The organism is Roseisalinus antarcticus (assembly GCF_900172355.1).
GTDB lineage: Bacteria > Pseudomonadota > Alphaproteobacteria > Rhodobacterales > Rhodobacteraceae > Oceanicola > Oceanicola antarcticus_A.
In genome coordinates this window covers 158,979-179,405 of record NZ_FWFZ01000005.1, presented here as the reverse complement: position 1 = coordinate 179,405, position 20,427 = coordinate 158,979, and the positions used below count along the sequence as shown (strand labels likewise).

Genomic DNA, 20,427 nt, shown 5'->3' with positions numbered 1-20,427 from the left:
GCTCCCTGCGTGCGCTCGGACATAGCGCACACGTGCCCCCCGATCAGGGGGCACGGGCCGAACGTCTGTCAGACCTTATTCGTCGGCGACGAAGTAGAGGTCCTTGGAGTACCAGTTCTGCTGGACGTTCTCGACCGGCCAGGACGGGATCAGGGCCTCGTCCATCATGTAGTTGCCGGCGTAGTGGTAGATCGGGATCACCGGCATGTCTTCGGCGATGATCTGCTCGACCTGCTCATAGAGCGGGTTGGGATCGGACGCGGTCTTGGCCTCGGCCAGAAGCTGGTCGACCTCGGAGTTGGAGTACTTGGCGTCGTTGTAGCCCGAGTTGGTCTGCAGCAGGTCGAGGAAGGTGGAGGCTTCGTTGTAGTCGCCGCACCACGCGCCGCGGGCCAGTTCGAAGTCGCCGTTGTCGCGGGCCTCGAGGAAGGTCTGCCATTCCTGGTTGGCCAGCGTGGCCTCGACGCCCAGGGTCTGCTTCCACATCTGGCTCATGGCGACCGCGATGGAGCGGTGCGCGTCGGAGGTGTTGTAGACCATCTCGAAGGACAGCGGGTTGTCGGGGCCATAGCCGGCCTCGGCCAGAAGCTCGATCGCCTTCTCGTTGCGCTCTTGCTGGGTCATCGACGCCATCTCGACGTCCGGCACCTCGAAGTTCGCGGTGGCCGCGGGTGTGAACGTGTAGGCGGCTGGCTGGCCGCCGGCGAGCACGTTGTCGGTGATCACGTCGCGGTCGATCGCCATGGCGAGCGCCTGGCGCACACGGACGTCCTTGAACGCCTCGGGGCCGTCGTCGCGCAGGTTGAACGAATAGTAATAGTTGCACAGGCGCGGGAAGCTGACCGTCTGCTCGGGGTATTCCTCGGACAGGCGTGGGAACTGGCCCGCGGGCACTTCGGTGCGGTCGAGCTCATCGGCCAGGAACCGGGTCAGCGCCTGGTTCTCGTCGTTGATGACGAGCGCCGTGACCGATTCGATGATCGTGTTGTCCGCATCCCAGTACATGTCGTTCTTGACGCGGACGGAGCGTTCCTGCGGGATGTGCTCGCTGAGGACATAGGCGCCGTTGGAGACGATGTTCTCGGGGCGGGTCCACTGGTCGCCGAACGCCTCGATCACCGATTGCGGCACCGGGAAGGTGGTGGCGTGGGTCAGCATCTGCGGGAAGTAGGGCAGCGGCTCGGTCAGGGTCACCTCGAGGGTGTAGTCGTCGATCGCGGTCACGCCGAGGTCTTCGAGCGGCGCGTCGCCGGCCAGGACGGCGCCGACGTTCTCGAGCGCCATCAGCTCCATGTACCACGAATAGGGCGAGGCCAGTTCCGGCGAGGCGGCGCGGCGCCAGGCGTAGACGAAGTCACCCGCGGTGACCGGGTCGCCGTTGGACCACTTGGCATCTTCGCGCAGGGTGAAGGTGTAGACGAGCCCGTCGTCGGACACCGTGTGGCTGAGCGCCACGCCCGGCTCCAGCGTGTCGCCGGTCTTGCTGTCGTTGTAGAGCCCCTCGAACAGGTCGCGGACAAGCTCCGAGCCGGTGACGTCTTCGACGATGCCGGGATCGACAGAGCTGTGCTCGTCGAGAACGCGATAGACGAATTCCTGGGTTTCGGCGAGCGCTTCGCCGTTGGGGCCGGTCATCGCGTGGGCCTCGGCCCAGGCGGCGCCCGAAGTGATCAGCAAGGCGGCAGTCGAGGCCTTGAGCATCGTTGTCATTTTCATGAGATTTTTCTCCCTGGTTGTTCTTGTCTGAACAGCGTCAGTTCGCCCGCGCACGTCGGTGGCGGTTGAATGCCGGGAGTGTTCGGGGTCTGAAGGCAAAGTTCAAGCGTTCTGACATGCTGACCCTGCGACAGTTTTGATTTCGGGGGATTTGTGAACAGATCCGGCGTGCGGTTCGGGCGGGCCGGGGACGGCGTTTGCGAATCGATGCGTCCCGGTGGCGGGCATTTGGTTGCCCGGCAAGATGGAGAGATACGATGGATATGACCGGTTTGGCCCTGGAAGAGCGGTCGGGTTTGCCCGAGCCGCTGCGCGTGTTGCTCGCGGAGTATCCGCGCGAGGGGTGGGCCGCGCATCGGAATTTCCAGGGCATGGTGCAGTTCTGGCTGGAGCGTCACATGATGTTCCGCAAGTTGCTGGCCGTGATGCAGGAAGATGCCGAAAAGGTTCTGGATGCGAAGATGGGCCCCGATGAATTCGCGGCCCGATTGAGCAGGTATGGAGGGATGTTCGTCAATGAGCTTCATGGCCACCATCAGATCGAGGACGTGCACTACTTTCCGGTTCTGCAGAAGCAGGACCGCCGTGTGGCCCGCGGATTCGACATTCTCGACCATGACCACCACGCGATCGACGGACACCTCAATGCCTTTGTGGAGAGCGCGAACGGCGCCCTGAAGTCCATCGGAGAGCCGGCCAGGATGAAGGATGGTGCCGGCGGGTTTCGCGATCGGCTGCTGCGGCTCAACGGGTTTCTCGATCGGCATTTGACCGACGAGGAGGAACTCGTGGTGCCGGTCATCCTCAAATTCGGCGCGGATGCCCTGCCACATTGAGCAACCCAGAAAATTCGCGAATTTTCTTTCCGATTATTCGCGAATAATCGGGCGCCCTACAGCCACGCGTCGCGTCGGGTTCCCACGGCTTCGGAAACGGTAGAATACCCGTCCCTGGCCAGCAGGTCGTCGAGACCGTGCGCGATCGTCGCCGCCAGCCCGATGCCCTCGAAGACCAGCGCCGTGTAGAGTTGAAGGGCCGACGCGCCAGCGCGGATCTTGTCATAGGCCTGAGCGGCCGTCGAAATGCCGCCGACGCCGATGAGGGGAAGTGACGTCATCAAGGACAATTGGGCCAGAACGCGGGTAGAGCGCTCGAAGAGGGGGGCGCCGGACAGACCGCCCGATTCCGATCGGTGCCGGCTACGCAGCCCCTCGCGGGACAGGGTGGTATTGGTGGCGATGATCCCCGACAGTCCGGCCATCTCGGCGGTCCCGGCCACGTCCGCGAGTTCGGTCGGGGTGAGCTCCGGAGCGATCTTCACCAGGATCGGCAGGGGCCGCGCTAGCGCGGCATTGGCCTCCATTACCCGTGCGAGAAGGGCAGTGAGCGCAGCGCCGCCCTGAAGGTCGCGCAGCTTCTCGGTGTTCGGCGAGGAAACATTCACCGTGGCGAAGTCGGCATGTGGCCCACACCGGGTCAGCACCGCCGCGAAGTCCGCCGCCTTGTCGGCGCTGTCCTTGTTGGCGCCAAGATTGATGCCGGTGACGCCGCCGGGATGGGCCGCGAGCCTCGCAGCGATCGCCTCCATCCCGTCATTGTTGAAGCCGAACCGGTTGATCGCGGCCCGGTCCTCGGTGAGGCGGAACAGTCGCGGGCGGGCATTGCCTTTCTGCGGTCGGGGCGTGATGCCCCCCACCTCGACGAAGCCGAACCCCGTGCGCCGATAGAGTGCGTCCAGCGCGACCGCGTTCTTGTCGAACCCGGCGGCGAGGCCCACGGGGTTGCGCAGGTCCAGCCCGATCACATGCGTCCGCAGGCGGCTGCTGGTCGGCGGCGGGCAGAGCGGCACGAGGCCGGCCCGCAGGGCGGCCAGCGCGATCCCGTGGGCTGTTTCTGGCTCGAACCGTCGCAGGAACGCGAGGCTGGCGCGGTCGAGCGTCCTCACCCCATGGCCTCTGGAAAGACATGGGTGCCGTCGACAAGGGGCAGGGGGGCCGACCAGGCCACGTCGGTCAGTTTCAGGGCTCGGTAAAGATGCGGGAAGATCGCACCGCCGCGGGACGGCTCCCATCGCAGGCCGTCGAGCCCCTCTGCCTCCACGGCGACGAGGCAGAGGTCCGATTGACCGGCAAAGTGCCGTGCGGCCGTCTCCGCTGCCTGCTCGGATGTCGAGAAATGGATGAAGCCGTCGGCCAGGTCCACCGGCGCCCCGTCGGTGAGCCCGTCCGCCTTGATAGCCTGCCACTCGGCGGCGCGGAATATCTTGTATATCTGCATGGCGCAGGCATGGCCTGTGCCGCCCAATCGGTCAAGGTCGCCTGTCATCGCATCGTGACGCGGGGGCAGTAGGCCTTGCGGGAGCCAAGGGGCTTTGACTCCCCGTTTGGCCCGGACCAAAGTGAACCATCCAACCTAGGGAGTAACAACAAGATGCTTGCCCGTATCATGACATCCACCTGTGCGCTGGCGATGACCGCCGGCATGGCCTCGGCGGACTACAGCCTGACCATCCTGCACACCAATGATTTCCACGCCCGCTTCGAGCCGATTTCGGCCTTTGATTCGGGCTGTTCGTCCGAGGACAACGCGGCCGGCGAATGCTTCGGCGGGACCGCCCGGCTGGTCACCGCCATCGAGGAGGCGCGTGCGCGGTCGAACAATTCCATCCTCGTCGATGGCGGCGACCAGTTCCAGGGGACGTTGTTCTATACCTATTACAAGGGCGCGATGGCGGCCGAGTTCATGAACAAGCTGGGCTATACGGCGATGACCGTGGGCAACCACGAGTTCGACGACGGCCCCGAAGTGCTGCGCGGCTTTGCCGAAACGATCGAGTTTCCGATCCTGATGTCGAATGCCGACGTCTCGGGCGAGCCCCTGCTGGCCGACACCATCCTCAAGTCGACCATCATCGAGCAGGGCGGCGAGCAGATCGGCCTGATCGGTCTCACGCCGCAGGACACCGATGAGCTGGCCAGCCCCGGCGACAACGTGATCTTCACCGATCCGGTCGACGCGGTGCAAGGCGAGGTCGACAGTCTGACCGAGGCGGGCGTGAACAAGATCATCGTCCTGTCGCACTCCGGCTACGGGGTCGATCAGCGCGTGGCGTCCGAGACCACCGGGGTCGATGTCATCGTCGGCGGGCACACCAATACCCTGCTGGGCGACATGGACGGGGCCGCCGGCCCCTATCCCACGATGGTCGGCAGCACCGCCATCGTTTCGGCCTATGCCTATGGCAAGTTCCTGGGCGAGCTGAACGTCACCTTCGACGATGCGGGCGTGATCACCGAGGCCTCGGGTGCGCCGATCATCATGGATGGTGACGTTGCCGAGGATGAGACCACCGTCGAGCGCATCGCCGAGCTGGCCGCGCCGCTGGACGAGATCCGCAACATGGTCGTCGCCGAGACCGCGGCCCCGATCGAAGGCGACCGCTCGGTTTGCCGCGCCGTCGAGTGCGAGATGGGGACCCTCGTGGCCGATGCCATGCTCGACCGGGTGGCCGATCAGGGCGTTCAGATCGCCATTTCCAACGGCGGTGGGCTGCGGGCCTCTATCGACGGGGGCGAGGTGACCATGGGCGAAGTGCTGACGGTTCTGCCGTTCCAGAACACGCTCTCGACCTTCCAGGTGACGGGTGGGACGGTTCTGGCCGCGCTCGAGAATGGTGTGAGCCAGGTCGAGGAAGGCGCCGGGCGCTTCCCGCAGGTAGCCGGGATCTCTTTCACCGTCACGCTGTCGGCCGAGCCGGGCAGCCGGGTGTCGGATGTGATGGTCGGCGGCGAGCCGATCGACCCCGAAGCTGTCTACGGGCTGGTGTCGAACAACTACGTCCGCAACGGCGGCGACGGCTACGACATGTTCCGCAGCGCCATGAACGCCTATGACTTCGGCCCCGACCTGGCCGATGTGACGGCGGAATACCTGGCCGAGCACACGCCCTACACGCCCTATACGGACGGGCGGATCACGGTCGTCGAATAAGGCTCAGGCGGATCTCGATATGGGCAGGGGCGCGTCTTCGGGCGCGCCCTTCGCCGTTTCAGGGACCGGTCGTTTCAGGGACCGGTCATTGGGCGCCGGCGGACGACGCTCGGCTGCGCCATCGCCCCGCCCGCCGTCCCCTGGCCAGTCAGTCGAAGCAGGGCTGGACCGTGGCCGAGGTGGTCGGGGTCTCTATCCGCAATGCGCCGGAGCCGGCACGCAGGACGCGCATCACCCGGTCCGGGGCGGGGGTGCCCTCGGCGCGGCAATTGACGAGAGTGAGCGCCACGCCGTTCTCGATCCGGTCGGTCGCGGCGATGTTGCAGCCGGTCTCTCCGACATAGGCGCTTTCGGGGGCGAGCTCGACCTGCAGCTCCTGCCCGGCGCAGATCGGCGAGGGCGAATAGCGTCCGACGAATTCCCTGGCATAGACGGCGTCCGTCCGGCTGCCGCCCGCGTTGGTGCCCAGCGGCACGAGTTGCGGGCCGCCGATGCAGGCGGCGAGAACGAGCGGGGCTGTAAGGAACAGGCGGCGCATGGGCGTCTCCGGGTTGATGGGCTGACAAGGGCACCGGGATGGCGCAGACTATGACCCATGTGCGGACGCATGGCCATAACCTTGCCCCATGAGGCGATGGCGCAGATCTTCGACGCGGTGCCGTCGAACGACCTGCCGCCGGTGCCGGATTACAACGTCTGCCCGACCGTGCAGGTGCACAGCGTGACCTCGGACGGCGGGGTGCGGCGGCTGAGATCGATGCGCTGGGGGTTGTTGCCCAAGTGGTACAAGGCGCCGACGGACGGGCCGCTGCTGATCAATGCCCGCGCCGAGACGATAGCCGAGAAACCGGCGTTCCGCGCGGCTGCGCGGGAGCGCCGGTGTCTGATCCCCGCCTCGGGTTTCTATGAATGGACCAAGGACGCGGACGGCGTCCGCTATCCCTGGTACATCACCCGGGCAGACCGGGCGCCGCTGGTGATGGCCGGGGTCTGGCAGGAGTGGCAGCAGCAGGACGAGCGGCTTGCGACCTGTGCCGTCGTCACCACCGGGGCGAACGATACCCTGGGGCGGATCCACACCCGGATGCCGGTGGTGCTCGAGCCGGAGAGCTGGCCGTTGTGGCTGGGCGAGGCGGGGCATGGCGCCGCGCGGCTGATGCGGGCGGCGGAGGAGGATGTGCTGGTCTGTCACCGGGTCGACAGGGCCGTGAATTCGAACCGGGCGTCGGGGCCGCAGCTGATCGAGCCGGTCGAGGAGTGACGAGCCGGTGCGGGGAGGGCGCTGCCCTCCCTCTGCCTTGCGGCATTCACCCACCCGGGATCTTGGAAAGGCAATGAAGCGGACTTTGGGGTGTCCCGGGGGCCGTTTCGGGGCATCGGGCGCGGGGTGCAGGCCGCCGTCGGAGCCGGTTCCGGGCGGAAAAACGATGCGGGACGGGATGTTAGACTCGCGGAGGGTTCAGGCCTGACGGGGCGGCAGACTGCCCAAAAAACGGGCTAAAGCGTGCAAAGTGGCAGTCGATGTCGCTTCCCGCATTGTCATCCCGCGCGGGTCTGACATGCTTGATCCCATGCAGGACAAACCGAACTTCGACGAGATGTGGGGTCACGAAGATGGCCTCCGCGAGCCATACGACAATTTCAACGCATGGTTCGAGAATGAGGATCCGGCCCGGTTGCGGGCCAAGCAGCGCGAGGCGGAGGATGTCTTTCGCCTGACGGGGATCACCTTCAACGTCTACGGCCGGTCCGAGGCCGAGGAGCGGCTGATCCCGTTCGACATCATCCCGCGGATCATCTCGGCCAAGGAATGGCAGCGACTGAGCCGGGGGATCGAGCAGCGGGTGCGGGCCCTCAACGCCTTCCTGCACGACATCTATCACCGGCAGGAAATCGTCCGGTCGGGGCGCCTGCCGCTGGAGATGCTCAAGCAGAACGAGGCTTTCCTGCCGGCCATGTGCGGGGTCACGCCGCCGGGCGGGGTCTATACCCATATCGTCGGCATCGACCTGGTGCGGACCGGGCCGGACGAGTTCTTCGTGCTGGAGGACAATGCCCGCACGCCCTCGGGGGTCAGCTACATGCTGGAGAACCGCGAGACGATGCTGCAGATGTTCCCCGAGCTCTTCAGCAAGACCCGGGTGCAGCCCGTCTCCAACTATCCGCGGGATCTGCGGCGGTCGCTGGCGGCCTGTGCGCCCGAACGCGCCGGAGAGAACCCGCGCGTGGCTGTGCTGACGCCGGGGATCTTCAACTCGGCCTATTACGAGCATGCCTTCCTGGCCGACCAGATGGGGGTGGAGCTGGTCGAGGGCCACGACCTGCGCGTGGTCGACGGCCGGGTGGCGATGCGCACGACCCAAGGGTATGAGCCGATCGACGTGCTCTATCGCCGGGTCGACGACGATTTCCTCGACCCGCTCAACTTCAACCCGGACTCGGCGCTGGGCATTCCGGGGATCATGGACGTCTACCGTTCGGGCGGGATCACCATCGCCAACGCGCCCGGTACGGGCATCGCCGACGACAAGGCGATCTACAGCTACATGCCGGAGATCGTCGAATTCTACACTGGCGAGAAGGCGATCCTTCAGAACGTGCCCACCTGGCGCTGCAACGAGCCCGATGCGCTTCAATACGTGCTCGACAACCTCAGCGACCTGGTCGTCAAGGAGGTCCATGGCTCGGGCGGCTACGGGATGCTGATCGGGCCGACCTCGTCCAAGAAAGAGCTGGCCGCCTTCCGCAAGAAGCTGCAGGCGCGGCCCAGCAACTACATCGCGCAGCCGACGCTGTCGCTGTCGACGGTGCCGATATTCACCAAGTCGGGCCTGGCTCCGCGGCACGTGGACCTGCGGCCCTATGTGCTGGTCAGCCCGGACCGCGTGAACATCACGCCGGGCGGCCTGACCCGGGTGGCGCTGAAGAAGGGCTCGCTTGTGGTGAACTCGTCGCAGGGCGGCGGGACCAAGGACACCTGGGTGCTCGGAGACTGATATGCTGGGCAAGACCGCAAACGGACTTTACTGGATGTCGCGCTCGCTGGAGCGGGCGGAGAACACGTCGCGCCTGATCGAGGCGGGCCAGAGGCTGGCACTGACCCGGTCGGGCGACGCCGACGACGAATGGACGCCGATCCTGCAGACCGCGAGTGTCTACGACGGCTATCTCGAGAAGCATGGCGATATCACCAAGGATGACGCGGTGGACTGGATGCTGCGGGCGACCGACAACCCGTCCTCGGTGCTGTCGTCGATCAAGGCGGCGCGTCAGAACGCCCGCATGGTCCGCACCGCCATCACATACGAGATGTGGGAGGCGATCAACGGCTGCTTCATGGCCGTCAAGGACGCGCTGGCCCGCAAGGTCAGCGAGCGCGACCTGCCCGCGGTGCTGGGCATGATCCGGCAGCGCACGGCGCTGGTGCGGGGGGCGACCCATGGGACCATGCTGCGCAACGACATTTACGATTTCCTGCGGATCGGGACGTTCCTGGAACGGGCCGACAACACCGCGCGGATCCTCGACGTGAAATACTACGTGCTGCTGCCCGCCGCCTCGGCCGTGGGCTCCAACCTCGACAACGTCCAGTGGGAATCGATCCTGCGGTCGGTCTCGGCGCGGGGCGGATACCGGATGGTCCACGGCAGCCAGGTCCGCCCGCGTGAGATCGTGCAGTTCTTGATCCTCGACAACCGGATGCCGCGCAGCCTCAACTTCTGCTGTTCCAAGCTGCATGACAATCTGCGCTACCTGGCCCATGACTACGGCGGGCAGACGGTGTCCTACGAGATGGCCGAGCGGCTTGCCAGTTCGGTCAAGGCCTCCGATGTCGACGACGTCTTCGAGAACGGCCTTCACGAATACATCCAGACCTTCCTGAACACGATCGGCGGTCTGGGCCATCAAATCGAACTGGATTACCGGTTCTATGAGTAGCCCCATGCGCCTTCAGATCAGCCACATCACCCGTTATGCGTTCCAGGATCCGGTTCAATACGGGCTGGAGCAGCTGCGGCTGACGCCCAAGTCGAACCGGGCCCAGACTGTGCTGCAATGGCAGACCAGCGTCGAGGGGGGGCGCAAGGAGCTGCACTACGAGGATTACCACAACAACCGCGTGGACCTGATCAGCTTCGACCGGAACACGACCGAGCTTACGATCACCAGCCAGGGCCAGGTCGAGCTGGAAGAGACCCACGGCGTCGTCGGGCCGCACAAGGGCCCCGGGCCGCTCTGGCTCTACGAGAAGGTGACGCCGCGCACCAAGGTGGGCCCCAGGACCCGCGCCCTGATCCGCCAGGTCGACGGCGAGACTGAGCTGGAGCGTCTGCACGCGCTCTGCGAGGTGATCCACAATGCCGTGGCCTACGAGGTCGGCGCCTCCGACAGCAGCTGGACCGCCGAGGATTCCGCGGCCGCCGGCAAGGGGGTCTGCCAGGATCACGCCCATATCTTCATCGCCGGGGCCCGCGAGATGGGGTTCCCGGCGCGCTACGTCTCGGGCTTTCTGCTGATGGACGACCGGATCGAGCAGGACGCCACCCACGCCTGGGCCGAGGCCCATGTGCAGGGGCTCGGCTGGGTCGGGTTCGATGTGTCCAACAAGCAATCGCCGGACATACGTTACGTCCGTGTTGCAACTGGGCTGGACTACCAGGAAGCTGCGCCTGTAACTGGCACCCGGGTCGGCGGTAACGGAGAGTCTCTCTCGGTCGATATCGTCGTTCAGCAGCAATAAGGCGCATCGGGCGGACAGAACATGACGTATTGCGTGGGCTTGGTCCTGGATCGGGGGCTTGTCCTGATGTCCGACACCCGGACCAATGCGGGGCTCGACAACATCTCGACCTTCCGCAAGCTGACCGTTTTCAAGAAACCCGGCGACCGCGTGATCTCGATGATGACCGCGGGCAACCTGGCCACGACCCAATCGGTGATCAGCCTTCTGGAAGAGCGGACCAAGGCGCCCGAGGACCGGGAACCGTCGATCTTTGCCGCGCCGTCGATGTTCCAGGTGGCCCGGCTCGTGGCCGATACCCTGCGCGAGGTGATCGCCCGCCAGAAAGATTCCGGCCAGCGCGCCGATTCGGCCTTCAACGCGACGATCATCCTCGGCGGACAGATCGCCGACGGCCCGACCCGGCTGTTCCTGATCTACCCCGAGGGCAATTTCATCGAAGCCGGTCGCGACACCCCCTATTTCCAGATCGGCGAGACCAAGTATGGCCGGCCGATCCTGGTGCGCGCCTACGATCCGGCCATGAGCTTCGAGGCGGCGGTGAAGCTGCTGCTGGTCAGTTTCGATTCGACCATCAAGGCGAACCTGTCGGTCGGGGCGCCGCTGGACGTGCTGCTATATGAAGAAGGGACGCTCGACGCGGCGGAGCCGTTGCGCATCACCGCGAACGATCCCTATTTCCGGTCGATCTCGGACGGCTGGGGCGATGCGCTGCGGACCGCGTTCTACAGTCTGCCCGACATCGACCTGGACGCCGTCCACGACGAAACCGCGGGCTGATCGGGCGCCGAAGGACCGGGCTCGGAATAAACTTCTTTCCTTGGGCGCCTCCGTTTGGGACCATGACCCCACGCAAGACCGGGGGACGGCCATGATACGGATAGCAGGGTCGGGGTACCATCTGCCCAGTCATGTGCTGACCCGCGACGAGATCGCACAGCGCTATGGCGAGGCGAGCGCGCGCAAGGCCGACAGGTCCGGCGTGCTGTCGCGGCGCTATGCCGAGGGCGAGAGCCAGATTGCGATGGGGGTCGCGGCGGGGCAGGCGGCGCTGTCGGATGCCGGGCTGGAATGTGCCCAAGTCGACATGGTGATTTCCGCCGCCGCCGTGCCCTACCAGCCGATCCCGGGCTCGGCCGCGATCTATGCCCATGCGCTGGGGCTGGCCGACGGCGCGGTCGAGACGATGGACGTCAACACCACCTGCCTCAGCTTTCTGTCGGCATTCGATCTGGCCGCAACCTACATTGCCGCGGGCCACGTGGCGCGGGTCCTGATCGTGAGCTCCGAGGTTGCGAGCCGGGGCCTGCCCTGGGCGGACGACCCCGAGACGGCGGCGCTGTTCGGCGACGGGGCCGCGGCGGTGGTGCTGACAGCGGGGGACACGCGGATCGCCGCGCGGGCGTTCGAGACCCATGGCTCCGCCTGGACTGCCTGCCAGCTGGCCGCGGGCGGCACCCGGATCGACTATCGCGACCCGGAGGCCGAGTTCGCCGCCCACACCGTCTTTCGCATGGACGGCAAGGCGTTGTTCAAACTCAGCGCCGCCTCTCTGCCGGGGTTCGTCTCAAGCCTCATCGCCCGGGCGGGCTGGACCCCGGACGAGGTCAGCCGGGTGATCCCGCACCAGGCCAGCCCGCTGGGCCTGCGCCACGCCGCGCGGGCCTGCGGCTTTTGCGCGGGGACGTTCGTCGACATCTGCGCGGAGTTCGGGAACATGATCGCGGCCTCGATCCCCTTCGTGCTGGCCCGCGAATGCGCGGCGGGGCGGGTGCGGCCCGGGGACCGGCTGCTGATGTTGGGAACCTCGGCCGGCGTCTCGTTCGGCGGCGTGGCCCTGGAGATTGCGGCGTGACGATCCTGGTGACCGGCGCGACGGGGTTCCTGGGCGGTCGGCTGGCCCGGCGCCTGCACCGCGAGGGACGGCCGGTTCTGGCCACGGGACGTGACGGGCCCGCGCTCGCCCGGCTGGCGGAAGAGGGGATCGCCACGGCGCGGGCCGACCTCTCGCACGAGGGGCTGCCGGGGGTGACGCCCACGGCGATCATCCACTGCGCCGCCCTGTCCTCGCCCTCGGGCCCCGCGCCGGCCTTCTCCGCGGCGAACGTCGCCACCGTGCGAAGGCTGCTGGACCTGGCCCGCCGGGCCGGCAACCGGCGCTTCGTTCAGGTCTCCACCCCAGCCGTCTACTGGCGCCCGAGCGACCAGATCGGCCTGTCCGAGAGCGCTCCCCTGCCGCCGCCCGTGAACCATTACGCCGCGACCAAGCGCCGGGCCGAGCGCATGGTCCTTGCCGCGCCGGAGCTTGGGCCCGTCGTCCTGCGGCCCCGCGCCATCTACGGCCGCGGCGACACGGCGTTGCTGCCCCGGCTGGCCGCCGCCGCCGCCCGCGGGCCGCTGCCGCTTTTTCGTGATGGCCGGGCGGTGACAGACCTGACCCATGTGGAGGACGTCGTGGACGCCTGCATCGCCGCGCTCGACGTCGCCGCCGAGGACCTGCCGGAGGTGCCGGTCTTCAACGTCTCGGGCGGCGCGGCCCAGCCCCTGCGCGAGGTGATCGAGCGTGTCTGTGCGCACCGCAACCTGCCGCTGCGCTGGCGCCCGGTGCCCGTACCCGTGGCGATGGCCGTTGCCCGCGCCTCGGCCGCTGTCGCCGCGCTCACCGGCCACCGGCGAGAACCCGCGGCGACCCGCTACGCGGTCGGGGTGCTGGCCTACAGCCAGACACTCGACATATCGCGGGCGCGGAACCATCTGGGCTGGAGCCCGCGCATTTCCTTCGAGGAGGGCTTCAGGGAGGCGATGTCCGACGGATGATTGTGCATTTCGCGATCTCTGCCCGGGTGCGCGTCTACGAAAGGCTGGTGCTGCGGGGCGCACCCTGGGCCGTCGTTGGCCTGCCCGTGCGCTACGGCATCGTCCTGCATCCCGATGCGGGGCCAGTGCTGATCGACACCGGCTATCACCCCGGGATGATGACCGTGCCCGCGGGGCTGGCGCTTCGGGCCTACCGGCGGCTGATGCCGCCCGATTTCGATGCGGCCGGGCAACCCGCGACGGCGCTCGGGGCGTTGGGAGTCCAGCCCGCCGACGTCCGCCACATCGTGCTGACCCACCTGCATGCCGATCACGTCGCGGGTCTGGTCGATTTCCCGCAGGCCCGGGTGCATGTGGCGCCGGAAATCGCCCGGCTGCTTGGGCGGGGGCGGCGCCTGCCCGCCGGCAAAGGCGTCTTTGCCGAGCTGGTGCCCCGAGATCTCGCCGCGCGGGCAGAAGCATTCCCCGACCCCACGGCGCAAAGCCCGCTTGGGCCGGCGGCGGATATCCTCGGGGACGGGACCTTGCTGGCCGTGGCGCTGCCCGGCCACGCGCTGGGCCACTGCGGGATCTGGGTCGCGCCTTCGGAGCTGCTCTATGCCACCGACACGGCCTGGACCATGCCCGGATTGATGGAGGACAGGGAGACCCGCCTCGCAGTCGCCGCCGTCGCCGACGACCGTCGCGCGGCGGCCCGCAGCGCCGCCCGTGTCAGGCGCTTCGCCGAGGACGGCGGCCGTGTGGTGCTGTGCCACGATCCGGCGCCCTGTCCGGAAGATCTGCCATGATCGTCGACCCACTGGCCGCGCTGATGACCTACGGCCGGATACAGGCGACCCCGTCCCGGTTTTCAGGCCGTCGGACGTTCGAGCGCTGGCAGGACGCCCGCCTGCAACGCTGGCTCTGGCGGCGGGCCGCGCGTGTGCCGGCCTTTCGCGGGCGGATCGGCCCGAACACCCGGCTGGCAGAGCTGCCGGTCATGGACAAGGCCACGCTGATGGCCAATTTCGCCGCCTACAACGTGGCCGGCCTCGATGCCGACACGGTCCGCGCGGCCATCGCCCGCGATCGCCGGGTGGGGCCCTGGCATGTGGGCCACAGCACGGGCACGAGCGGCAATCGCGGGCTCTATGTCCTGTCGGACCGGGACCGGTTCAACTGGCTGGGGGCGATCCTTGCCAAGGCGCTGCCGGATTTCTGGCGGCGACGTGCACGGATCGCCGTGATCCTGCCGACGGCGACCGGGCTCTACGACGCGGCCCATGGCTTCGGCCCGATGCAGCTTTCGTTCCTCGACCTCACCGCGGGGCCGGAGCACTGGCTCGGGCCGCTCATCGCCTTCCGGCCGACCGTCGTCATCGCCCCGCCGAAGATCCTGCGGCACCTGGCAGAGGCCGCGCCGGAGCGCCTTGCGCCCGACCTGCTCTATTCCGGGGCCGAGGTCATGGACCCGCTCGACCGGTCCACCATCCGCGCGGCCTTTCCGCGTGCCCGGCTGGGCGAGATCTACATGGCCACCGAGGGGCTGATCGCGGTCACCTGCCGCGCCGGGCGGCTACACCTCTGCGAGGACGCGATGCATGTGGACCTGGAGGAGGCGGGCGCGGGGCTCGTCCGCCCGGTCCTGACCGATTTCAGCCGGCAGGCCCAGGTCATGCTGCGCTACCGGATGAACGACCTGCTGCGGATGGACGACAGCCCCTGTGCCTGCGGCTCTCCCCTGCGCGGGGTGGGCGAGGTTGTGGGCCGCGAGGACGATTGCCTGATCCTGCCTGGCGGGGCGGAAGTGACGCCGGACGTGGTCCGCAACGCGGTGGTCGATGCCGACCCGCGCATCTCGGACTTTCGCGTGGTGCAGGCGGGGGACGGGATCTATGTGAGCTTGCCCCGGGACGTGCCGGCGGCTGCCCTGCAGCGGGCCGAGGCCGCGCTTTCGGCGCGATTGTCGGCGCTGGCGGGCCGGGCCGTGCCGATAATGGCAACCGCCGCCGACCTGCCCCTGATGACCGGGCGCAAGCTGCGCCGTGTCGAAAGGCGCAGCTGACCGTGGAGTTCTTCGAAGGGCTGAACTTCAGCTCCGCCAACGAGGATGGCGCGACAGAGATCGCGGTGCTCGGCCCGCAGCGCGGCCGGATCCTGTCGCTGGCAGGCAGCGGGGCGCGGGCGCTCGACCTGTTGCTGGGCGAGGCGGACGAGGTCGTGGCCCTCGACACCAACCCTGCGCAACTGGCGCTGCTTCTGCTGAAGATGGCCGGTTTCGCCACCCTCTCGCACCCCGAGCTTCTGGCCTATCTCGGGGTCGCGCCCTGCGCGGACAGGCTGGCCCTGCACCGGCGCGTGGCTCCGGCGCTTGGGCCCGAGGCCCGGGCGTTCTGGCAGGACCGGCAGGCGCTTGTCGCGCGGGGGGTCTGGTATGCGGGCCTGTGGGAGCGGATCCTGGCCCGAGCCGCCGCCACGGGACGCCTGCTCTGGGGGCGGGCCATGGACTCGGTCTTCGCGGCGCGGGATCCGGGCGAACAGGCGGAGATCTGGCGGACCCGCATCGACGGGCCGCTCTGGCGCTTCGCGCTGCGCGGGGTCTGCCAGCCATGGCTCTGGACCCATGTGATCGGAGAGCCCGGCGGCCGGCAGATGCCCGGCGCACGGACCGCGTCCCGGCGTCTGGCGGCCGCGTTCTCGGCGGCGTCCGGGCGCTTCCTGTTCCGCGACAGCGACGCGGCAAGCCTGATGCTGCGCGGGCGCCACGACCCCGCCGGCGCCCTGCCGCCGCACCTGACGCCAGAGGCCCACGCCCGCATCCGCGCGAGGCTGGACCGGATCAAGCCCCTGCGCGGTGCCCTTCGGGACCTGCCCGCGCTCGATGTGGGACCGATAGACGGTTTTTCCCTGTCCGATTTCGGATCCTATTGCGATCTCGCGATCTGGGCCGCGTCCTGGCAGGGCGTCCGTGCCTGCGCGGCTCCGGGTGCGATCTTCTGCGAGCGGGTGTTCCTGAACCCGCTGCCCCTGCCGGGCGGCATCGCGCTGGCGCCCGCGGAAAGCCGGTGCCTGACGCTGCGGGACAGGTCCATCGTCTATGACATTCGTGTCGGGCAGGTAGAGGGGGGGCTGGCTGGAGCGGGCGACGGGAATCGAACCCGTATCATCAGCTTGGAAGGCTGAGGTCTTACCATTACACAACGCCCGCTCAGCACCTCGCTTCCTATGTCATGGCCCGGCGCGGGTCAAGCATCGGCGCCGGCCGGCTCGGCTGGACCCGGCGCCTCCGGCCCGCTGGTGCGGCGTCAGTCCGCCAGCCGCGCGCGGACCCGGCCGGCGAGGTCCGGCAGGCCCACATCGTCATAGACCTGCGCCAGAAGCCGGTTCAGCGGGATACCGTCGGGGTCGTAGGTGCGCCGCATCTCCAGCACCTGCTGCGCGGCCGAGGCGCGGCCCGCCTTGACCAGCGAATCGAGGTGGATCTGGTCGAAGAAATCGCGCTGGGCATGGGAGCCGCCGATCTCGCTCATCCGCGGCAGGGCGCGTCCCAGCTCACGCGCGGCGTGGGCGTGATCGCCGGTGGCATGGGCGGCGATGCCCAACGCGGCGGGCAGGGCCACCTCCGCCCAGGCGGCCTGGTCATGGGCCGAGGCGGCGGCCCGATTGCGGATCGCCGCCATCAGGGCCTCGGCCTCGGGCAATTGCGCATGGGTGAGCGCATAGAGGTATTGCAGCGCCAGAAACGGCGATACGGTGTCAGGCCCGCGCGCGGCGATGCGCCGGGCCACGTCCTCCCACCTTTCGCCGACGTCGATGCCCGCGAATTCCATCCGCGCCAGCAGGGAGACGGCGCCGACCTGGTCCTGGCTGTAGTCCTTTTCCCGGGCCCAGACATGGGCGTCGAAGGCGGCCAGCACGTCCGCCTGGCGGTCGCGGCTGATGTAGAACAGCGCGAGATGCCACCAGTTGTGCGTGTGCATGAACGAGTTGAGCTCTGCCCAGCTCGGCGCCACCGATTCCAGAAAGGCGATGCCCTCGTCCACCCGGCCTTGTGTCAGCATGACATGGGCCAGCGCGTGGTGCGCCCAGGGGTCGGTCGGCTCGATCTCCATCGCGCGGCGGGCGGCGGCTTCGGCCTCGTCCAGCAGGTGGCATTGCTCGTATCCGAACGCCACCATGCTGTGGACATAGGGCGTGGTCTCCCCCTCGGGCAACGCATGCAGCGCGAGCCGCAGCATCGCGGCCGCGTCGCCGATGTTGAACAGGTGATATTGCCCGAACTTGATGATGGCGAGGTCGGTGGGGTGGGCGCGGGCGATCTCTTCGCAGCGGCGGATGACCTCGGGAATGTCGCCCGCGACCCAGGCCGCCAGCACCTGCGCGTTGGCCTTTTCGCGGGCGGTGCCGGGGGCGGCCAGGGCGCGGTCGAGGTAGGGGGCCGCGCGGGTGGGCGCCTCGGGCGATTCGAGGAACATCCATAGGAAGCCGGCGTAGGTGTTGCCAAGGCAACTTTCGGGATGGGCGTCGATGCAGCCCATGATCGTGGTCGCCCGGGTCTGATAGGCCAGAAAGCCCTCGATGAAGTCGTTGATCCCCGCGATCAGGTCCGGCGCGGTGTCGGTGACGGGATTGCCTAGGCAGTCGGTTGTCATGGGGTCTCCTCGGTCAGGAAGGGCAGCAACGCGGCAAGTGTGGCCTCGGGCGCGTCCCAGTGGACGGAGTGGCCCGCGCCGGCCAGCGTCCGGATCGTCAGATTGCCAAGCGGCGCAAGGGCCGCGCGGGCGGCAGGCTCGGGGATCAGCAGGTCGCTGTCCCCGAGGATGGACAGGACCGGGCACAAGACCTGGTCCAGGGCCCAGTCCCCGTCGAAATCGCGGATCGCCGCGACCTGCGCGGCCATGGCCCGCGCCGATTGCGCGTGAGGATAGGCGAGCGATTGCGCGATGGCCGCGTCCATCTGCCCGGGCAGCTCGAAGAAGCGCGGGTGGAACAGCCAGGGCAGGAAGGCCCGCAGCCAGAGGTCGGGGGGCTGGCCCTCGGCCCGTAGGCGCAGCATCAGGTCGAACAGGGCGAGGTTGCGCGGCGCGTTGACCGGGGCGCTGGCCAGCAGGGCAAGCCGCGAGACCTGGGCGGGGTGCTCGGCCGCCATCTGCACCCCGATGGTGCCGCCCAGCGAATGCCCGACCACCGCCACGGGGCCCAGCCCGAGGTGGCCCACAAGCGCCGCCGCATCCGCCGCCCAATGGTCCACCGACAGGGGCGCATCGACGGGCACGGTGCGCCCGGTGCTGCGGTTGTCGGGGCGGATGACGGTGAAATGCGCGGCCAGCGGGGCCAGCAGCGGGACCCAGCTTGCGCTGTCGCTGGCGGTTCCGGCGATCAGCAGGACGGGCGGGCCGGTGCCGTCGATCTCGTAGTGCAGGGTCACGTCGGACAGCGGCAGGCTTGGCATCACGCGCTCCGATAGCAGGGCAGCAGGTCGCCGGGGGCGGGGGTCGCCTCAAATATTGCACGGCCGATGCCGCGCGAGAGGCAAAGCGCGGCTGCGTGGCCGATCTCGAGCATTTGGATGTCACTGGCGGCAGGGCCCGTTCCGGTCGAGATGCCGAAGACCAGGTCGCCGTCGTTGGGCGTATGGGCGGGGACCACGGCGCGACCGATGCCGTCGTGCGCGGCAACGCTCAGCCGGTGGCATTGCGCCTTGGTCAGGGCGGCATCGGTCGCGACGATGGCGATCGTCGTGTTCGTCCGGGCCCCCTGCATCGCGGCCATCTTCCGCGACGCCGGCGCGGCGCACAGCCCGGCCGAAGGGTCCGGGCCCAGCCCGCCGAACTCCGCCTCGATCTCGAAGGGCGCGGCCCAGAAATGCCGCTCTCCCGGCGTCGTGACGCTGCCCACCGGGTTTGCCGCGACGAGGGCGCCCACCATCGTGCCGTCCGCCAGCCGCAACGAGGCCGAGCCGAGCCCGCCCTTCTGCATCGCCGCCAGCGCCCCGGTGCCCGCCCCCGCGGTGCCAAGCGCGAAATCCTCTCCCGCCGCGTCCAGCGCCGCGCGGCCCAGACCGGGATAGGGCGACACGTCCCAGACCTTGTCGCCGCCGTTCAGCAGATCGAACAGGATGGCGCCGGGCACCAGCGGGATCAGCGCCGCGCCGATGCGCAGGCCCCGGCCCGCCGCGCACAGGCCCTCGGTGACGCCCGAACAGGCATCGAGTCCAAAGGCCGACCCGCCCGACAGCACCAGCGCATCCACCGCCGCCACGGTCTTGTCCGGCGCCAGCAGGTCGGTGTCGCGGGTGCCCGGCGCGCCGCCCATGACATGGACGCTGGCCACGAAGGGCGCCTCTCCGGTCAGCACGGTGACCCCCGATTTCAGGGCCTCGTCGCTTGCGTTGCCCACGCGCAGCCCGGTCACGTCGGTGATCAGGTTGCGGGGGCCGAGCCTATATGCAGCGGCCACCGTCGACCTCCATCGCGACGCCGGTGATCATCGACGCCTCGTCCGAGCACAGGAAACAGGCCGCGTTGCCCATGTCCTCGGGCGTGGAAAAGCGGCCCAGCGGGATCGTCGACAGGAACTTCGCGCGGATCTCGGGCGTGTCCTGGCCCATGAAGGACTTCAGCAGCGGCGTCTCGCCCGCCACCGGGTTCAGCGCGTTCACCCGTATGCCCGAGGGGGCCAATTCCACGGCCAGCGCCCGCGTGGCGGTGATGACCCAGCCCTTGGAGGCATTGTACCAGCTCAGGTTCGGGCGCGGAGAGACCCCGGCCGTGGACGCGATGTTCAGGATCACGCCCGCGCCCCGCGCCTTGAACCCGGGCACGATGGCCTGGGTCATCAGGTAGATCGCCTTCATGTTGACGGCGGTGATCCGGTCGAAATCCTCTTCGGTGACGGTTTCGGTCGGGGCGGGCAGGTGGGTGACGCCGGCGTTGTTGACGACGATGTCCGGCGGGCCGATGGCCTCGCCCGCGGCCATCAGGGCCGCCACGCTGTCGCGGTCGGCGACGTTGCAGGTCTGCGCCGTCCCGCCGATCTCGGCCGCGACCCCGGCCGCCGCGTCGCCGTTGATGTCGGCCACGATGACATGCGCGCCCTCGGCCGCGAATTTCGCGGCGATGCCTGCGCCAAAGCCGGATCCGGCCCCGGTCACGATGGCGATCTTGTCTTTCAGTCTCACGTTT

Annotated in this window: 20 protein-coding genes and 1 tRNA gene; 12 read left to right on the top strand and 9 right to left on the bottom strand. The window is 68.4% G+C overall.

The window, feature by feature from the left end:
- Positions 1 to 75: 75 nt before the first annotated feature.
- Positions 76 to 1,716, bottom strand: coding sequence for a peptide ABC transporter substrate-binding protein (locus ROA7023_RS07055; RefSeq protein ID WP_085878311.1), 1,641 nt, complete (start codon positions 1,714 to 1,716; stop codon positions 76 to 78).
- Between the two features lie 257 nt (positions 1,717 to 1,973).
- Between ROA7023_RS07055 and ROA7023_RS07050 the strand changes: the two genes are divergently transcribed.
- On the top strand, positions 1,974 to 2,552 hold the full coding sequence (locus tag ROA7023_RS07050) for a hemerythrin domain-containing protein (protein ID WP_085878310.1): 579 nt from the start codon (positions 1,974 to 1,976) through the stop codon (positions 2,550 to 2,552).
- A 56-nt stretch (positions 2,553 to 2,608) separates the two neighbouring features.
- Here ROA7023_RS07050 and ROA7023_RS07045 read toward each other — a convergent pair whose 3' ends face one another.
- Both ROA7023_RS07045 and ROA7023_RS07040 read right to left on the bottom strand, forming a co-directional pair.
- Positions 2,609 to 3,661, bottom strand: a complete 1,053-nt coding sequence (locus ROA7023_RS07045) for a quinone-dependent dihydroorotate dehydrogenase (RefSeq protein ID WP_085878309.1) — start codon at positions 3,659 to 3,661, stop codon at positions 2,609 to 2,611.
- A complete protein-coding gene (locus tag ROA7023_RS07040; protein ID WP_085878308.1) occupies positions 3,658 to 3,993 on the bottom strand; it encodes a DUF952 domain-containing protein in 336 nt (111 codons plus the stop codon). Before ROA7023_RS07040 ends, ROA7023_RS07045 begins: the two co-directional genes overlap by 4 nt.
- A 153-nt stretch (positions 3,994 to 4,146) precedes the next feature.
- On the opposite strand from ROA7023_RS07040, the gene ROA7023_RS07035 reads away from it, so the two are divergent.
- Positions 4,147 to 5,706 carry a bifunctional metallophosphatase/5'-nucleotidase gene (locus ROA7023_RS07035; protein ID WP_085878307.1) on the top strand — a complete coding sequence of 520 codons (1,560 nt, stop codon included), beginning with the start codon at positions 4,147 to 4,149 and terminating at the stop codon, positions 5,704 to 5,706.
- 148 nt (positions 5,707 to 5,854) lie between these two features.
- On the opposite strand, the gene ROA7023_RS07030 is transcribed toward ROA7023_RS07035, so the two are convergent.
- Positions 5,855 to 6,244: a hypothetical protein gene (locus tag ROA7023_RS07030; RefSeq protein ID WP_085878306.1), complete on the bottom strand. Its 390-nt coding sequence runs from the start codon at positions 6,242 to 6,244 to the stop codon at positions 5,855 to 5,857.
- A 57-nt stretch (positions 6,245 to 6,301) separates the two neighbouring features.
- Between ROA7023_RS07030 and ROA7023_RS07025 the strand changes: the two genes are divergently transcribed.
- From ROA7023_RS07025 to ROA7023_RS25640, 10 genes are all read left to right on the top strand, one after another.
- Positions 6,302 to 6,967: an SOS response-associated peptidase gene (locus ROA7023_RS07025; RefSeq protein WP_085878305.1), complete on the top strand. Its 666-nt coding sequence runs from the start codon at positions 6,302 to 6,304 to the stop codon at positions 6,965 to 6,967.
- Between the two features lie 310 nt (positions 6,968 to 7,277).
- Positions 7,278 to 8,702 (top strand): circularly permuted type 2 ATP-grasp protein, encoded by a 1,425-nt coding sequence (locus ROA7023_RS07020; protein ID WP_085878304.1) that lies wholly within the window; start codon positions 7,278 to 7,280, stop codon positions 8,700 to 8,702.
- 1 nt (position 8,703) lies between these two features.
- Complete coding sequence (locus ROA7023_RS07015; RefSeq protein WP_085878303.1) at positions 8,704 to 9,645, top strand: alpha-E domain-containing protein; 942 nt, start codon at positions 8,704 to 8,706, stop codon at positions 9,643 to 9,645.
- 4 nt (positions 9,646 to 9,649) lie between these two features.
- Complete coding sequence (locus ROA7023_RS07010; protein ID WP_085878302.1) at positions 9,650 to 10,447, top strand: transglutaminase family protein; 798 nt, start codon at positions 9,650 to 9,652, stop codon at positions 10,445 to 10,447.
- Between the two features lie 21 nt (positions 10,448 to 10,468).
- Positions 10,469 to 11,227 carry a proteasome-type protease gene (locus ROA7023_RS07005; RefSeq protein ID WP_085878301.1) on the top strand — a complete coding sequence of 253 codons (759 nt, stop codon included), beginning with the start codon at positions 10,469 to 10,471 and terminating at the stop codon, positions 11,225 to 11,227.
- Positions 11,228 to 11,318: 91 nt separating this feature from the next.
- Positions 11,319 to 12,302 (top strand): 3-oxoacyl-[acyl-carrier-protein] synthase III C-terminal domain-containing protein, encoded by a 984-nt coding sequence (locus tag ROA7023_RS07000; RefSeq protein ID WP_085878300.1) that lies wholly within the window; start codon positions 11,319 to 11,321, stop codon positions 12,300 to 12,302.
- Entirely contained in the window at positions 12,299 to 13,264 is a 966-nt protein-coding gene (locus tag ROA7023_RS06995) for an NAD-dependent epimerase/dehydratase family protein (RefSeq protein WP_234992063.1), read from the top strand. The genes ROA7023_RS07000 and ROA7023_RS06995 overlap by 4 nt, the downstream gene beginning before the upstream one ends.
- Complete coding sequence (locus ROA7023_RS06990) at positions 13,261 to 14,052, top strand: MBL fold metallo-hydrolase (protein WP_085878298.1); 792 nt, start codon at positions 13,261 to 13,263, stop codon at positions 14,050 to 14,052. The genes ROA7023_RS06995 and ROA7023_RS06990 overlap by 4 nt, the downstream gene beginning before the upstream one ends.
- Positions 14,049 to 15,308, top strand: a complete 1,260-nt coding sequence (locus ROA7023_RS06985) for a hypothetical protein (RefSeq protein WP_085878297.1) — start codon at positions 14,049 to 14,051, stop codon at positions 15,306 to 15,308. Before ROA7023_RS06990 ends, ROA7023_RS06985 begins: the two co-directional genes overlap by 4 nt.
- 2 nt (positions 15,309 to 15,310) lie before the next feature.
- A complete protein-coding gene (locus tag ROA7023_RS25640; RefSeq protein ID WP_085878368.1) occupies positions 15,311 to 16,426 on the top strand; it encodes a DUF3419 family protein in 1,116 nt (371 codons plus the stop codon).
- On the opposite strand, the gene ROA7023_RS06975 is transcribed toward ROA7023_RS25640, so the two are convergent.
- The 5 genes from ROA7023_RS06975 to ROA7023_RS06955 form a co-directional block, all read right to left on the bottom strand.
- Positions 16,378 to 16,451: transfer RNA gene (locus tag ROA7023_RS06975), tRNA-Gly, on the bottom strand. The genes ROA7023_RS25640 and ROA7023_RS06975 overlap by 49 nt on opposite strands.
- Before the next feature lie 97 nt (positions 16,452 to 16,548).
- Positions 16,549 to 17,895: a tetratricopeptide repeat protein gene (locus ROA7023_RS06970; RefSeq protein ID WP_085878296.1), complete on the bottom strand. Its 1,347-nt coding sequence runs from the start codon at positions 17,893 to 17,895 to the stop codon at positions 16,549 to 16,551.
- A complete protein-coding gene (locus ROA7023_RS06965; protein WP_085878295.1) occupies positions 17,892 to 18,695 on the bottom strand; it encodes an alpha/beta fold hydrolase in 804 nt (267 codons plus the stop codon). The genes ROA7023_RS06970 and ROA7023_RS06965 overlap by 4 nt, the downstream gene beginning before the upstream one ends.
- Positions 18,695 to 19,702 (bottom strand): P1 family peptidase, encoded by a 1,008-nt coding sequence (locus tag ROA7023_RS06960; RefSeq protein ID WP_085878294.1) that lies wholly within the window; start codon positions 19,700 to 19,702, stop codon positions 18,695 to 18,697. The genes ROA7023_RS06965 and ROA7023_RS06960 overlap by 1 nt, the downstream gene beginning before the upstream one ends.
- Complete coding sequence (locus ROA7023_RS06955; protein ID WP_085878367.1) at positions 19,686 to 20,423, bottom strand: SDR family oxidoreductase; 738 nt, start codon at positions 20,421 to 20,423, stop codon at positions 19,686 to 19,688. Before ROA7023_RS06955 ends, ROA7023_RS06960 begins: the two co-directional genes overlap by 17 nt.
- Positions 20,424 to 20,427: the final 4 nt, after the last annotated feature.

What these genes read in the sequence shown, in the direction of transcription:
- ROA7023_RS07055 (WP_085878311.1), bottom strand. Translation starts at nt 1,716, where the DNA reads ATGAAAATGACAACGATGCTCAAGGCCTCGACTGCCGCCTTGCTGATC.
- ROA7023_RS07050 (WP_085878310.1), top strand. Translation starts at nt 1,974, where the DNA reads ATGGATATGACCGGTTTGGCCCTGGAAGAGCGGTCGGGTTTGCCCGAG.
- ROA7023_RS07040 (WP_085878308.1), bottom strand. Translation starts at nt 3,993, where the DNA reads ATGCAGATATACAAGATATTCCGCGCCGCCGAGTGGCAGGCTATCAAG.
- ROA7023_RS07035 (WP_085878307.1), top strand. Translation starts at nt 4,147, where the DNA reads ATGCTTGCCCGTATCATGACATCCACCTGTGCGCTGGCGATGACCGCC.
- ROA7023_RS07030 (WP_085878306.1), bottom strand. Translation starts at nt 6,244, where the DNA reads ATGCGCCGCCTGTTCCTTACAGCCCCGCTCGTTCTCGCCGCCTGCATC.
- ROA7023_RS07025 (WP_085878305.1), top strand. Translation starts at nt 6,302, where the DNA reads ATGTGCGGACGCATGGCCATAACCTTGCCCCATGAGGCGATGGCGCAG.
- ROA7023_RS07020 (WP_085878304.1), top strand. Translation starts at nt 7,278, where the DNA reads ATGCAGGACAAACCGAACTTCGACGAGATGTGGGGTCACGAAGATGGC.
- ROA7023_RS07015 (WP_085878303.1), top strand. Translation starts at nt 8,704, where the DNA reads ATGCTGGGCAAGACCGCAAACGGACTTTACTGGATGTCGCGCTCGCTG.
- ROA7023_RS07010 (WP_085878302.1), top strand. Translation starts at nt 9,650, where the DNA reads ATGCGCCTTCAGATCAGCCACATCACCCGTTATGCGTTCCAGGATCCG.
- ROA7023_RS07005 (WP_085878301.1), top strand. Translation starts at nt 10,469, where the DNA reads ATGACGTATTGCGTGGGCTTGGTCCTGGATCGGGGGCTTGTCCTGATG.
- ROA7023_RS07000 (WP_085878300.1), top strand. Translation starts at nt 11,319, where the DNA reads ATGATACGGATAGCAGGGTCGGGGTACCATCTGCCCAGTCATGTGCTG.
- ROA7023_RS06990 (WP_085878298.1), top strand. Translation starts at nt 13,261, where the DNA reads ATGATTGTGCATTTCGCGATCTCTGCCCGGGTGCGCGTCTACGAAAGG.
- ROA7023_RS06985 (WP_085878297.1), top strand. Translation starts at nt 14,049, where the DNA reads ATGATCGTCGACCCACTGGCCGCGCTGATGACCTACGGCCGGATACAG.
- ROA7023_RS06970 (WP_085878296.1), bottom strand. Translation starts at nt 17,895, where the DNA reads ATGACAACCGACTGCCTAGGCAATCCCGTCACCGACACCGCGCCGGAC.
- ROA7023_RS06965 (WP_085878295.1), bottom strand. Translation starts at nt 18,695, where the DNA reads ATGCCAAGCCTGCCGCTGTCCGACGTGACCCTGCACTACGAGATCGAC.